Origin of the sequence: Paraburkholderia dipogonis, assembly GCF_042680985.1 — a bacterium.
GTDB classification, from domain to species: Bacteria; Pseudomonadota; Gammaproteobacteria; order Burkholderiales; family Burkholderiaceae; genus Paraburkholderia; species Paraburkholderia phytofirmans.
Map to the genome: position 1 here is coordinate 45,320 of NZ_JBHUFR010000011.1, position 14,534 is coordinate 59,853.

10 protein-coding genes are annotated in these 14,534 nt (G+C 61.3%); all 10 read right to left on the reverse strand.

Annotation, left to right across the window (positions count from 1 at the left end):
- Positions 1-62: 62 nt before the first annotated feature.
- The 10 genes from tssM to tssH all read right to left on the reverse strand — a co-directional run bounded on the left by tssM (position 63) and on the right by tssH (position 13,991).
- Entirely contained in the window at positions 63-4,025 is a 3,963-nt protein-coding gene (gene tssM / locus ACFSNN_RS15690; RefSeq protein ID WP_134456943.1) for a type VI secretion system membrane subunit TssM, read from the reverse strand.
- Between the two features lie 28 nt (positions 4,026-4,053).
- Complete coding sequence (gene tssL / locus ACFSNN_RS15695) at positions 4,054-5,301, reverse strand: type VI secretion system protein TssL, long form (protein ID WP_134456942.1); 1,248 nt, start codon at positions 5,299-5,301, stop codon at positions 4,054-4,056.
- A 145-nt stretch (positions 5,302-5,446) separates the two neighbouring features.
- Positions 5,447-6,790: a type VI secretion system baseplate subunit TssK gene (gene tssK, locus ACFSNN_RS15700; protein ID WP_134456941.1), complete on the reverse strand. Its 1,344-nt coding sequence runs from the start codon at positions 6,788-6,790 to the stop codon at positions 5,447-5,449.
- A 12-nt stretch (positions 6,791-6,802) separates the two neighbouring features.
- The gene (gene tssJ / locus ACFSNN_RS15705; RefSeq protein ID WP_134456940.1) at positions 6,803-7,315 is read right to left on the reverse strand and encodes a type VI secretion system lipoprotein TssJ; all 513 of its coding nucleotides are present in this window, start codon (positions 7,313-7,315) and stop codon (positions 6,803-6,805) included.
- Positions 7,316-7,385: 70 nt separating this feature from the next.
- Positions 7,386-7,868 (reverse strand): Hcp family type VI secretion system effector, encoded by a 483-nt coding sequence (locus ACFSNN_RS15710; RefSeq protein WP_012431989.1) that lies wholly within the window; start codon positions 7,866-7,868, stop codon positions 7,386-7,388.
- Between the two features lie 219 nt (positions 7,869-8,087).
- Positions 8,088-8,561 (reverse strand): hypothetical protein, encoded by a 474-nt coding sequence (locus ACFSNN_RS15715; RefSeq protein WP_244322773.1) that lies wholly within the window; start codon positions 8,559-8,561, stop codon positions 8,088-8,090.
- Positions 8,542-9,006: a hypothetical protein gene (locus ACFSNN_RS15720; protein ID WP_377690420.1), complete on the reverse strand. Its 465-nt coding sequence runs from the start codon at positions 9,004-9,006 to the stop codon at positions 8,542-8,544. Before ACFSNN_RS15720 ends, ACFSNN_RS15715 begins: the two co-directional genes overlap by 20 nt.
- Positions 9,007-9,107: 101 nt before the next feature.
- A complete protein-coding gene (tssC, locus tag ACFSNN_RS15725) occupies positions 9,108-10,607 on the reverse strand; it encodes a type VI secretion system contractile sheath large subunit (protein ID WP_134456939.1) in 1,500 nt (499 codons plus the stop codon).
- Positions 10,608-10,688: 81 nt separating this feature from the next.
- Complete coding sequence (tssB, locus tag ACFSNN_RS15730) at positions 10,689-11,234, reverse strand: type VI secretion system contractile sheath small subunit (RefSeq protein ID WP_134456938.1); 546 nt, start codon at positions 11,232-11,234, stop codon at positions 10,689-10,691.
- 36 nt (positions 11,235-11,270) lie between these two features.
- On the reverse strand, positions 11,271-13,991 hold the full coding sequence (tssH, locus tag ACFSNN_RS15735) for a type VI secretion system ATPase TssH (RefSeq protein WP_134456937.1): 2,721 nt from the start codon (positions 13,989-13,991) through the stop codon (positions 11,271-11,273).
- Positions 13,992-14,534 lie beyond the last annotated feature (543 nt).

Consider the following 14,534-nt stretch of genomic DNA (forward strand, 5'->3'; position numbering starts at 1 on the left):
CGCAAATACCTCGATTTAGCGTCGGGCTGTTCATGGTGTGCGGTTGGCTCGTATAGGCGGCATCAATGAGTGTGGCCGGCATCCGCCCCCGGCAAGCCCGGAGGCGGCCCGCTGTCAGGCAGGCTGAACATCGACATCGAATTCGGGCAACGGAAGGTCGTGAGCACATCGCTGGTCAGCGGGTTGGCGACGCTGCCCGCACCGGTGATATCGAGCACCGCCTTGCGTCCGTCGAAATCGAACTCCACACGCGTGCGCCCCGGCGTGGCCGTCTGGACAATCTGCCCCTTGCGCAGCAAACGCATGAGTGCCCACGGGCCGTCCGTCGCGAGCGTCGAGGTTTCATTGCGAATGCGTGGACTCGCGGTCATTTCGGCATGCACGCCGCCGCGCGGCCCAGGCCAACTCACCGCGAATGGTGCGACGGGTCCGTGCTGATACAGCATGTTCTGACCGTCGATATCGATTGCCAGCGTCGTCACGGTCGGATCGAGTTCGGGCACGCGCATTTCGGTTTTCCAGAGAAGTTGCTTGCCCTGGTCGCCGAAGAACACGTCGCGGATTTGCCTCGCATGCTGGAATGGTTCGAGGTCGGGGCCTCGTACGGGCTCCGTGGCGCCTGGCAGCGTTCTGTAGCGCCACGGCTTCGCCGAGGTATCGACGAACGGTGCGAGGTTCTTCGTGAAGAAGTCGTCGATCACGCCGCCCTGTGCGAATACGCGCGTAAAGTCGTCGACACTCACGTCTCGCGGACTGTCCGGCGCAAAAGGATAGTTGCCCTCCACGGTCATTCGGCAGGTATCGCTGACCACGGCCTGCATCTGCCGCGAAAGCAGTTGGCCGATGCCCTGATTGACTTCGCGCGAGCCCTGCACCGAAAGGCCGAGCAACACCTCGCGAAATGGCGCCGGCATGGTGTTGGCCGCCATTTTCAGTTTTGCCGCGGCATCGCTGGCCGGCGGCATGCTGTTGTTCGCGATCGCGTTATCGGCGACCGTCAGGGTGGTGTAGTAATCGTTGAGCAGGCTCGTTACGCCGTCGAGACCTGTCTTGCCGGCCTGGGCATTGGCCGGCGCATCGGCGGCCGCAGTATCGGCGGTGCCTGTGACCATCTCGCGCAGCGCGGCGAAATGGCCGTCGACCAATTCGCGCTCGACGCGTTCTTCCGCGCGAATGCCCAGCGCCTTATCCGCTTTCTGACTGAACTGGTCGGTCGTTTTCTGCAGCAGAGAACCATTGGCGGCCGCGATCGACTGGGTGAGCGTCGTTTCGTGCACGGATGCGCGAGCAAGCTGCGCCAGCGGCGAATCGGGTGCTGCGAACTGGCGCAGCACCTGCAGATTGAAGGCGAGGCTCGTACCGGCGACCGTGCGGATATCGCCGAGGAAAGCGTCCCACTGCTGCGCGTATTCGGTCAGATAGAGCCGGCGGATGGCTTCCGTCAGCGGATCGTCGGCGCCCGTTACCGTGCTCACGATTTCAGCCGTTTTTTTTTGAGCCTCGCCAAGATACGAACGTCCCATGACCCAGGCGTCGTCGTCGCGCGCTGCCTGGACGAACTCCGGCAGCCGCTTGTCGAACAGGTTCCGGTAGCCGTCGAACGTGAAAAGGCCCGGCACGCCGCGCGAGAGCGGCGCACCACTGGCACGCGTGAACACCGTGCCGGCCTGCGGTCCGACCGCGCGAAGCAGCGTGAACTCGTCGGGCGCCTCCTTCTGCATGTCCGCCTTCGCGCGCTCATAGAGCCGCTGCGTGGCATTGCTGCCGTCGAGAAATGCGCGGGCCTGCTGGATCAAGCCGTCGTTGCGGATCAGCGGCGACTGAACGATACGCTCGCCGGAGAATAACTGCTCGACGTGTTCGATCATCGAAGCCCGTCCGCCGAAGATCGATGCACTGTCATTTTTTGCCCAGTCGTCGAGTACCCAGGCCTTGACGTCGGTCGAATTGAACCTGGCCTTGTCATACAGCATCAAGTAGACGCGCAACGCGCCGTAGGTTGCTTTGGCATCCTTGTTCGCCATCGACTGAGCAATGACGTCTTCGAGGCGATGAACGATGGACGGCAGCAGCAGATTGTCCTCGAGCGCGCGATAGGTGTCGCGGCTCGCCTCGACGACACCCGGCGCGCTGTAGAGGCCATAGCGAAAGCGGCTGTCAGGCTCCGACAGATCCAATCCTGTCCAGGTCGGCAGGTAGCGCGCCTCGCCAAGAGTGTCCGGCACGGCTTCCGGTTTGGGCTCGCGGTAAAGCTGCGTAACCTTGGCCGCGAGTGCCTGGCTCTTGTGCGCGATCGCATCCAGATAGTCGCTGTTGTTGCCGAAGCTCACGCGCATGCCGATTGCGAGCCAGACGAACAATACGAGGCCGAGCGTGTGCCCGAGCAGTCGCAACAGGCGGAAACGATACTCCCAGCGCAGATTAGGACGCACCAGATGCGCTTCGGGAAAGACGACCTTCGTGAACAGATCGTGCAAAAAGTAGCTATGGTTCGCGGCGGGCCGCGCCGCGTCCGCCGAGAACGGGCGGCCGCGCCCCGCCATCAGACGCTGTACGACCGTGAGCGGTTCTGCAGTGACTGTTTGCCCTGCCTGCAACGCGCTCGTGAAGTAGACGCCTCGCAGCATCGTGTGATTTTGCGTAGCGTCGTAACGCGAATCGATGAACAGTTGCCCCAGCAACTCGGCAAGCGGAGCGCAGAGCGCGGCGAATGCTTCCGGCAGCGCCGCGAGCCGCCGGCGGCGCTCGATGTCGTACTCGTCTTCCAGCCGCGTGTTCACGCCACCGGCGAGACGCGTGACAAGCTGCCTGAGTTCTCCGTTGCATGCAACGACGAGGTTGCTCCGCGCCGATTGGCCGTTGACCGGGAGCGTGAATCCCCACATCTGCGCGCGATGTTCCTCGGTCAGCGATCCGAAATAATCGGCGAACCCGGACAAGCGGTCCATTTGCGTAATCATCAGGTACACGGGAAAGCGGATACCCAGCCGGGCGCGCAAATCGGCCAGCCGTTCGCGCAGCATGTCGGCTTCGGTCGCGCGCACCGCGGGGTCGGAGGCCGTCAGTATGTCGAGGCTGATTGCGAGCACCGCGCCGTTGATCGGCGCGCGCGGGCGGTGACGGCGAAGCAGGTCGAGAAAGCCATGCCATTCGTCTTCGTCCACGCGCCGACGCCAGTCGGCATCACCCACCGCGGCGTCCGCTCCCTGGATTGCGGCCTTGTCGTCTTTGTTTTCGGCGCGTTTGTCCGCGAGCGCGGGCAATGACTGGGTCGATGCGCCATGTCGCGTGTAGTAGCCGGCGGTATCGATCAGAACGGCATCGTTCGACAGCCACCAGTCGATGTTCTTCGTGCCGACGGATGCGCCGGCCGTTCGCGGCGTCGCTCCGCCAATCGGAAACACCAGCCCGGCGTTCAGCAATGCACTCGTCTTGCCGGAGGAGGTCGAGCCGAGCGCGATGAACCAGGGTAGCTCGTACAGATACCGCGTGCCCTGGAAGAGCCGTCCCGCGCCTCGCGCGCCCGTGCGCATGGACTTCAGCCGCGCGAGCGCGGCGTTGATGCGAGCCTCGACCTCTTTGAGCCTGCCGGCGGCCGGCGGCGCCTCCTTCTTGCCGCCGAACGTCAGCGCTTTTTTAAGGAACGCTTCGTCACTGCGCATTTTCTGCCAGAGCCAGTACAGACCGAACGCGGCAAAAAGCGCCAGCACGACGGCAATGGCGACCACGCGCGCCGCGACGGAGGTCAACGGCGCGGCACGCCCGAAGCTCAACAGCGGCCCTGCGTACCAGACCAGCAGGCACAGCAGCGCACCGAACACCACGCCGGTCGACCAGCCCTTGAGCCAGAGCAGCGCGCCCACGAGCAGCAGCGCGATCACGAGGACGCGCATGCCGACGCTAACAAGAGGCTTGAGGCCGCCGAACGCGACGAACGGCCCCAGAAACCAGATCACCAGTCCGAGGACCAACAGCGCAAGGAACGCGAGGAACCAGCGCGATACCAGAAACGACAACTTCTTCATCCTTGAGTCCCGATGGGCATGATATTGATCAGGGGGTGACCGTGATTTCTACGCGGCGGTTCTGCGCGCGGCCTTGCGCCGTTGTGTTGTCGCCAATGGGGTTCGCCTCGCCGCCGCCGATCGCCTCGAGCCGCGCCGCAGCCACGCCCGATGCTTGCAGCATCTGCATGACCTGGGTTGCGCGCTCTTCTGAGAGCGCATCGTTCGATGCGAACTGGCGGCTTCTGATCGGCAGGTTGTCGGTGTGGCCGGTGACGGTGACCTTGCCGGGCACCTTGCCGATTTCGCTCGCGATCTTCGCGATCAGCGGCCCCATCGACGCGTTGACGTTGACGCCGCCCGGCGGGAACATTGCGTCGCCGCGGAATGTCACGGAGCTATGACGTGCGTCTTCGTCGACGCTGACCGTGCCGGCCGCAATCTCGTTCTTCAGCAGTTCCTTGAGGTGGGGCAGGCGCGGGGCCGGTGGCGGCGTCAGATGGCCGATATCGGTGATCTGCTTCTCGACGTTCGCGCCATGGTCGAGCAGATGGTATTTGAACCAGCCGAACAGGCCGAGCAGGATCAGCCCGAGAACGGCAAACGTGATCCAGACCGGAAAGTCGTAGACGGACAGGCGCCGTCCGCGGGCGTCGGATTGCACTCGCGGCGACAGTGCGATCGGCACGACACCGCGCTGCGTCTGGATCTCGTTGTAGAGCCGTTGACGCACGGCGTCATGCTTGCGGGCGCCGTCGGCTTCATGGCGGTAACGACCCATGAAGCCGAGGCTCAGAATCCGATAGATCACTTCGAGCAGGTCGAGATGCTCGCGCGGCTCGTTCATCAGCCGTCCGATCAGCAGATAGACCTTGTCGCCGCCTTGGCGGTCCTCGTGGAATTCGGTGGCCAAGCCTTTGCGAAGCCATTCGACGCCGGTTTCGCGTTGACCCCAAACGGTCTTTCCGGCGGCCTCATCGAGCGCCGTGGCCAGACAGTAACGCGCGCCGATCATGTGATCGCGCCTGATATTCGCTTGCTCGCACAGCCGCTGGAAGATGCGCACCTCCTGTTTGAGCAGCAGGTGAAGCTGATCGATGGCCGTCAGATCCAGATTGTCCGGCATGTCGGCAAGCGCGCGCAGCAAAGGGCGCGCGGCCTCCAGCAGCGGATTGGCCGCGTCCTCCACGGCCTGCAGGCGGGCGGCCTGCGGTTCACCGGCGGGGATGCTGGCGAGCAACGTGGCCGGCAGTTCGGGCTTCACGCCGGACGCCGAGTCGCCAATTTTTTTCTCCATGCCGGCAGACGCAGCGCGGTCGTCGGGCGCGAAAGCTGTGCCTAAAGAAGGCAGTCCTCGGTCTGGATTCACTGTGTTCCCCTGATGCGATGATGAACGGGCGCTTCTACGGAAGCGTTCCTGTTTTCCGGTGAGTCACGGCTTATCAGCGCACGCCCCACAGTTCCAGCCTGAGTGCGGGGAAATCACCCGCCACATGCAGCGCAATGCCGCCATGCTGCGCAACGGTCTCCCACAGCGGACCCGTTCGCGAGAGTTCGTAGTACACGTAGCCGGCGTTGAATGGAATCTGCCGCGGCGGCACGGGCAGTGCCTGAAGCGCAATGCCCGGCAGGTGCGAGCGCACCAGATCCGGCAGACGCTCGGACGGTCCCATCTTGGCCTGCATGGCGAATTGCTGGACCAGCGCGTCCGGTGGCATCTGGGCCGACACGGCGAGGACCAGCGAACTGAAACTGCGAATCTCCGCCGGATCGGCCACCGCGTTGCGCATGCCGTATCCCGCATCGGTAAACGGAATGCTTTGCGCGCTGCGTACGAGGACCGCGTTGAGCAGCCAGTGCGTGTCGTCGACCACTGGCTTCAGGCACAGATGCGGCTCGATGTGCTGATACGGCGGATGGCTTTCGAGCGGCCGGCGCGTCTGCGGACGCACGTAGGTCGAGAGTTCTCCCGCCATGCTGAGCAGCAGCGCGTAGAGATCGGCGGGGGAGGTGGCCGGAACCCGGCGCAGGTGTTGCAACAGCGGTTCGTAGCGGTTGAGCGTTTGCAGCAGCAGATAATCCGAGACCTCCGCGACCGTGCCGGCCTGGCCGTCGCTCCCGGTCAGCCGTTTGGCGAGCGCATCCGCACGCAGGCGCGTGAGGTCGTGGACCTTCGCCAGCCAGCTCGTGAGCAGCGCGTTGGCGCCATAGCCCGACACCGGCGGGACCAGGGTGTCGTCGAGTTCGATGCTGCCGTCCGCGCGAAGCGTCTTGACTCGCGTCAAGGGTAGACCGATCCACGCGTCGGTCATCTCTTTCTGCGGCACCAGTCGCAGCCGCAGATTGGATAGTTGAACGGCTTTCGGACCCTGTCCGACCGAGTTCGTATCGCGCAAGTCCGTGTCGAACACGGCATAGCGGGCTAGCGAATGGGAGGACTCGTCGAAGGTGGTTTCTTCGGCGTTGGGCACGCGAATCGACACGGCAAGATGGATGACCTGGTCCAGATGCTCCGGCCGTACCGTCAGCGGGGCGGGCGGCGGCGTGTTGCCCGGCGAATCGAAGGGCGTGCCGTCGGCGAATACACCGCTGGCGGACTTCAGGATCACTTTGCCGAGCGCGAGCGCCTCATTGTCGATTGCGTAGTGAGAGAAGCCGAAGAAAAAAGGCGAAAGCGGCGCCGCGCGCTTGTGAGCGAAATGTTCGAGGTAGCGTTCCTGCTGCTGGAAAAGCTGAGGGCGCAGGAACAGACCTTCGCTCCAGGTGACCTTGTTATACCAACTCATGCGTGTGGTCCATTACTTGTTTTGTTTTTGTGCGTCGGTGATCCGGATCGCACTGGTATCGAGATTGATCGTCAGCTTCAGTTTTGGCGCGATCCGGTACCACGCAGCCGGTGGCGATGACGGCAGTGTCCAGGTGGCGCGCCACACGGAATTCGGCAGATCGCGGTAGGCCGCGATGACACCGAGCGCGGTCGTGGTCTGATCGGCGTTGCGCTGGATCGTCCTGTTTTCTCCCGGACGAAGCTGATACTGCTCGCGCACGACTAGGTCGTCGGCGAGCACGGTTTTGTCCTTGTCCTGCAGCGAGAAAAAGTCGGCGGCGGTGAACGCGTCGGCGTTTTTCAATTCGTAAATGCGCACCACGATCGGCGCGGCGCGTTTCTGGTCATCGGGGTTGACGCTCGATGAGGCGGTTATCGACAGGTCGAGCCTCACGGGTTCATGAACGGCTTTGGGATCGTTGCTCGCGCATGCGGTGAGTCCGAGCACGCAGATAAGTACGACGACGTGAGTGGACGGGCGCATCGGCAGTGAACAGGGAAGTGGGGCGTTATAAGGTCCGGCGCGCACGCCGGACCTCGCAAGACAGGAGCGCTTAAGCTTCCTTGTTGAGCTTGATGTCGTAGCCTGCCGTCACGGCGCCGCCACTGCCGCCCTGGGCGTTCTGCACGACGTATTCCTGCTTGACCTTCGCGAATGACAGGCGCACCTGTTCACGGATGCCATTGTCAGCGTTGCTACCCGACGGATGAACCTGCGTAACGATGACGTCGTTCATCGTGATCTTCAGGTATTCGAGCGGATTGCCACCTGCCTTGCGCACGGTCAGCACGGCTTGGTCGATGTGCTTGCCGGTCAGGCAATACTTCATCAGGTTCGGGCTTGCACGATCGACCAGGTGTTCGAACGCCAGATCTTCGACAGTTGCCTTACCCGCGCCGCCGCCCGAACCCATGTGCATGTTCGACTGCTGCAGGATTTGCCAGCCCCAGCTCGCCACTTCGATTTCGTTCTTGTGCGCCGAATCCTGCGATTCGCCGTCGATGCCGTTGATCTTGATAAAAATGTCCTGTGCCATTTAAAAACTCCGTGAGTGAAAAAACAGACTGCTCTTTGTTGCGGGACTGCCGCGTCGTATCAGCGATGCTCTTTGCCAGTGAACGCCGCGTATTGGCGGCGCTTCGGCTGCCCACAGTTCTTTTTGCGCAGACGAGTTGCGTACCGCTTGCGGACGTACGCGTGCACGTGCGCACCGCGATGGCTGTGGCGTTGGCTACGGCGCGACGGGCGCACTACTTCATTTCGTTGTCCGTTCGGTCTGCACGACGGCGTGGGTCAGTGCCTTGCAGAACGTTTCCATGCCCGCCGGACATGATGACGTGGAAAGTCCTTTGATTTTGTCGAGGTCGGCCGTATCCAGCGTGCTGTCGATATGACGCAGCACAAAGCCTTTGAGCGATGGATTGCGCTTGATCAATTGACCAAGTCGCGGCAATGTATTCCACCGATCCACCAGTAGTCGCGCAATCGCCTCCGAATACCCCTCCGCGATGTCGCCGTCGTCGCACTGTCCGTACTTCGTGAACGCGACGTTCGCCGCGTTCCAGGTGGTGATCTTGTCAACCATCGCGTCCGCACCGACTGCGTCATGCTCGGTGCAAGCCTTACCGTAGGCCAATGACATTGACAGGAAACCGAGCACCGCAACGAGACATGCGATCGGCCTGAACATAGCGCCACGAATTGGAAGCCTAACCATGACTGCGCCCATGAAGGCTGGCGTGACGGTTGCGCCGGGACGCGGCATGCGCACCCATGCTGTCGTTGCCGACAACTTCGACGGTGGTCAGCGCGTCCGTTCTCATCAGATTGCCGATGGCGTTCATTGCGTCGTCCGTCGTTCGGATGCAACCCATGGTCGGATGTTGCGGACCCGCCAAATGAGTCGCGTTGGCTCGTCCCGAATGAACGCCGATGCCGGGATGACCGGGCACGTTGAAGCGAACAATGCCATGTAGCCCATAGGGGCCATTGGCGGACGCAGCGTGAGGGTGAGGTATCACCCGGTCTTGGACTGTGTAGACGCCGTTCTGAATGTGACGAATCGTGGCATGACTGTCGACGTTGTTGTACGCAGCCCAGGTGCCGGTCGTATTGCCACCAGAATCAACTAGCGCAATCTGGTGTGTACGCCCATCAAACCGTAGCGAAGACATCTGAGAGACTCCTTTTTTGTTAATGGCCGACGCATCCAGAATGACCGCCGGCATCGCCGGCTGGATTACACGGCGGCCGGCGGCGTTCTGGCAGCGATCGATCAGGCCGCTTCCTTCACGGAAGGCAGTCGCGCAACGAGACGCAGTGACACCGTGAGGCCTTCGAGCTGAAAGTGCGGACGCAGGAAGAACTTCGCCTGGTAGTAGCCGGGATTGCCTTCGACATCCTCGACGACCACCTCGGCCGCCGCCAGTGGGCGGCGCGCTTTGGTTTCCTGCGATGAATTCGCCGGATCCGCGTCGACGTAGTTCATGATCCATTCGTTGAGCCAGCGCTGCATATCCTCGCGCTCGCGGAACGTCCCGATCTTGTCGCGCACAATGCACTTCAGGTAGTGGGCGAATCGCGAGCAGGCGAACAGATACGGCAGCCGCGCCGACAGGTTGGCGTTGGCAGTCGCATCCGGATCGTGGTATTCGGCGGGCTTCTGCACCGACTGGGCGCCGATGAAGGTCGCGTGGTCGGTGTTTTTACGGTGCACAAGTGGAATAAAACCGTTCTTCGACAGTTCCGCTTCGCGACGGTCCGAGATTGCGATTTCCGTCGGGCACTTCATGTCGATGCCGCCGTCGTCGGTCGGGAACGTGTGGCACGGCAAGCTCTCGACCGTGCCGCCCGATTCGACGCCGCGAATCAGCGAGCACCAGCCATACAGCTTGAACGACCGGTTGATGTTTACGCCCATGGCGTAGGCCGCGTTGGCCCACGCATAGTTGCGGTGATCGGGACCGTTGGTGTCTTCCTCGAAGTCGAATTCATCGACCGGGTTCGTCTGCGCGCCGTACGGCAGACGCGACAGGAAGCGCGGCATTGCCAACCCGATATAACGCGCATCTTCCGTATTGCGCAGGGAATTCCACGGCGCGTACTCGAGATTTTGCGCAAAGATTTTCGTCAGATCGCGCGGGTTGGCGAGTTCCTGCCACGATTCCATCTGCAGCACCGAGGGCGAGGCCCCCGAGATAAACGGCGTATGCGCGGCTGCGGAGATTTTTGCAATCGAGCCGAGCAGGTCGACGTCGGGCGGTGTGTGGTCGAAGTAATAGTCAGCAACGAGGCAGCCGTATGGTTCGCCGCCGAGTTGGCCATATTCTTCTTCGTAAATCTGCTTGAAAAGCGGACTCTGATCCCATGCGAGACCCTTGTAGCGCTTCATCGTGCGACGCAGTTCCTCCTTCGACACGTCCATGAAGCGGATCTTCAGCCGCTCGTCCGTTTCGGTGTTCGACACCAGATGATGCAGACCGCGCCACGCCGATTCCAGTTTCTGGAAATCGTTGTGGTGGAGAATCAGGTTGATCTGCTCCGACAGCTTGTGATCGATTTGCGCGATGATCGCTTCGATGCTCTTGTAGGCGTCGTCGCTGATGATGATCGACTGTTGCAGTGCCTGCTCGGCTAGCGTTTGAACCGCGTATTCGACCGCGTCGCGAGCCGCAGCGGTCTTGGGGCGAAATTCCTGCGCGAGCAACTGCGAAAAGTCGGTCTGTGAATGCGCGGCAGTTGCGGTTGCCGTCGCCTTTACCTGCTGTGTTGTCATTGTGTGTCTCTGTGGTTCTTGGGTCGTTCTTAGGTCGTTCTTGAGTCGTTCTTGCCGGTGTGCCTTCGCCAGTAGCGGCGGTCAGTTCGACGCCTTGTCGGTATGGCTGTGTTCTGTCTCGTTGATAACCTTCGGCTTCGGCACGGCGGCGAGCGCTTTCAGCAAGGCCGGATCAGCCAGCAGCTTGTTGACGAGCGCTTCGGCGCCGGACTTGCCGTCCATATAGGTTTGCAGATTGGCCAGTTGGGTACGCGCGTCGAGCAGGCGATTCAAGGGCTCGACCTTGCTTGCGACGGCGGCCGGCGAGAAGTCCTCCATGCTTTCGAATGTCATGTCGACCATCAACTGGCCCTCGCCCGTGAGCGTATTCGGCACAGCGAATGCGACGCGTGGCTTGAGCGCTTTCATGCGCTCGTCGAAGTTGTCGATATCAATGTCGAGGAAGCGGCGATCCGCGACGGCCGGCAGCGGTTCGACCGGCTTGCCGGACAGATCGGCGAGCACGCCCATCACGAATGGCAGTTCCACCTTTTTCTCGGAACCGTAGATCTCGACGTCGTACTCGATCTGGACGCGCGGCGCACGGTTGCGCGCGATGAACTTCTGCGAACTGTTTGAAACGGACATGCATGACTCCGTAAGCGTGGGAAATGGCCGGCAGGTTTAATGAGTCTCGCCGACAGAAACCGGGGAAATGCTCTCGCTGAGCGCTGTCTTGTTGGCAGATGCAAAGACGAATGCGGCAGCGGGCGCGGCGTTGCTGTCGCCGACGTGGATTTCGATGCTCGAGAGGGCTTGCTTCGACGAGAATGCGCCGAGCCAGAGAGCGGACAGTCTCGGCAGAACGTGTTGTTCGATAAACCCGATCATCACCCGAGCGCCGGTCTCCTGCACGAGGCAGCGGCTGACGATGTAGTCGATCACCTGTTCGTTGTAATACAGCGCAATGCCATGACTGTCGGCCATACGCCGCACGACACGGTTCATATGCAGACGCACGATGCTGGCGAGCGACGCGTGGACCAGTGGGCGATACGGCACGACGGTCACGCGTCCGAGGAAGGCTGCGGGAAATACTTTCAGCAACTCAGGTGCTAACGCTTCACGCAGGGCGTCCTGATCGGGTGCGAGTGTGGCGTCCGCGCATAGGCTCGCTGTCAACTCGGAACCGGCATTGCTGGTCAAAAGGATCGTGGTATTGCGGAAGTCGATGTAGCGTCCGTCACCGTCTTCCATGTAGCCTTTGTCGAACACCTGGAAGAACATTTCATGTACGTCGTGATGCGCCTTTTCGATCTCGTCGAGCAGAACAACCGCATACGGGCGCCGGCGGACGGCTTCTGTCAGCACGCCGCCTTCACCGTAGCCGACGTATCCGGGCGGCGCGCCCTTGAGTCCGGAGACCGTGTGTGCCTCCTGATACTCGCTCATGTTGATCGTGATCAGGTTCTGCTCACCGCCATACAGGGCTTCGGCCAGTGCAAGCGCCGTTTCCGTCTTGCCGACGCCGGACGGCCCAGCCAGCAGAAACACGCCGAGTGGCTTGCGTGGGTCGGTAAGACCCGCACGCGCCGTTTGCACTCGCTCACCGATCTGGCGCAATGCATCGCTTTGCCCGATCACGCGGGCGGCGAGTGTTTCGGGCAAAGCGCGCACAGCCGCAACTTCATTCGTTACCATGCGGCCGACGGGAATGCCGGTCCAGTCCGAGACGATTTTCGCGATGATCGTTTCATCTACTTCCGGGAAAACAAGTGGCGTCTCACCCTGAAGGTCACGGAGGCTGTGCTCAAGCTGGCCGAGTGTCGCGAGGGACGGCACAGCACCAGCGTGATCCGGGACAAGCTGGGTAAGGAGGGCGTCGCGGGCGCTGGCTAACGCCTGTGCGGCTGCGAGCTGGGCCCTCCAATGTGCGTCGATTGCGCTTTCCTCCGTGGAGAGCGTACCGATGCGCGCCCTGGCGGCACTCAACGCCTCCTCCGCATGGAGTCCGATACGCGCCTCCCGTTCGAGCAGACTACACTCGACGCGCGCCGCCTGAAGTCGTTGACGCACGTCTTGCAGTTCGCGCGGCGGCGCATGCTGTGAGAGCGCCACGCGTGCGCATGCGGTGTCGAGCAGACTGATCGCCTTATCGGGCAACTGCCGCGAAGGAATATAGCGATGGGACAACGTAACGGCGGCGCGGATCGCTTCGTCTCGGACAATCACGCCGTGGTGCTTCGAAAACGTGTTGGCCAGTCCTCGCACCATGTCGATTGCTGCGGCTTCCTGCGGCTCGGCGACCTGCAGTACCTGGAAGCGCCGAGTGAGAGCGGGATCTTTTTCGATGTGCCGCTTGTACTCCGACCAGGTCGTCGCTCCGATCATGCGCACCGCGCCTCGCGCGAGGGCCGGCTTGAGAAGATTGGCGGCGTCGCCGGTGCCGGCCTGACCGCCCGCGCCGACGAGCGTGTGGATTTCGTCGACGAACAGAATGATGGGTGTGGTGGACCGTAAAGCGGCTTCGAGCACGCCTTTGAGCCGCGACTCGAATTCCCCTTTCATACTCGCACCAGCCAGCAATGCACCGACGTCGAGCGTCATGAGCCGCACGTCGGCCAGCGCGGGCGGCACGTCGCCATTAGCGATGGCAAGTGCGAGCCCTTCTACGACAGCGGTTTTGCCGACACCGGCCTCGCCAGTGAGCAGCGGGTTGTTTTGACGGCGGCGCAGCAGGATATCGACGATCGTGCGAATCTCCTGCTCGCGTCCTGTCACGATGTCGATTTCACCTGCGCGTGCTCGCGCGCTCAGGTCGCTGCAGTACTGCTCGATTGGCGAGCGCTTCGAACCTGCGGGCAATGCCTGCGAAGCCTCGCCCGGCACCGCGGCGGAGAAGTCCGTGTTGTCGTACGGCGCGTCGGAGGACTCGGGCGAGCCGTCGATCCAGGCAATCAGTTCGTCGCGCGGCGCATCGGCCGGGATGCGTGCGAATGCGGGCGAAGCCGAAAGCAGTACCCGACGCAGTTCCGGCGTGCCAAGCAGTGCTGCAAGCAACCACGCGCCGCGTATCCGGCGGTCGCCGAAATCGAGCGTGGCAAGCACCCATGCTCGCTCGACGGCCAGTTCAATATGGTGCGAGATGTCGCTGATCGAACTGGCGCCTGCGGGCAAGGCAGCGAGCGCCAGTGCGAGATCGCGTTCCAGTGTTTCACGTTCGATTCCCGCATGCCGGGCAATGCGGTGCATGTCGCTGTCCGGCAATTGCAGCAATTGATGCAGCCAATGGACAAGCTCCACATACGGGTTGCCACGCAGCTTGCAAAATGCGGTAGCGGATTCGATGCTGCGGAAGAGTGTGGCCCCGAGCTTGCCAAAGAGTGCCTGGCGGGAAATCGTCATGAACTGGTCTCGTGTGGTTTGTTAGGATGACTGATTGGAATTGTGCCTGCACGAGTGTAAATGGAAGCTATTTAGACGAATTGCCTTATGCGGCCAAACGCTTCGCTTTCGTTATGTAATTCGGCAGTTTTCTAACCCGTCTCCGTTTAATGGTGTTTTTGAATTATCGGACTTGAAGTTTGGATCAGTCAATGTGCGCAGGTCATTTTTATTTTTTTGTAATTCGTGAATTTTTTGATCGGCAACAAATGTGGAGTTATCCTGTTCTGTGAGTTGTTGAGATAAAAATATAAGTTAAATCATTGAAAATTATCGTCTTTGTTGTGGGAGTTCGGCTTGTTTGACGTTGGGAGATTTCCACGCATTCGATTGAAACTTCCCTCTGTGTAGGATAAATCTGGCTTGTTGGCGCTGGACGTATGTCAGATTACTTTTATTTTTGATTATCGTTTAATTTATCTCGAATTAGATCTCTATTTTTTAAACATTTCTGACGAAATTTACGATGGACATCAATTGCGTAGTCATGCGTTAATTCCGTTC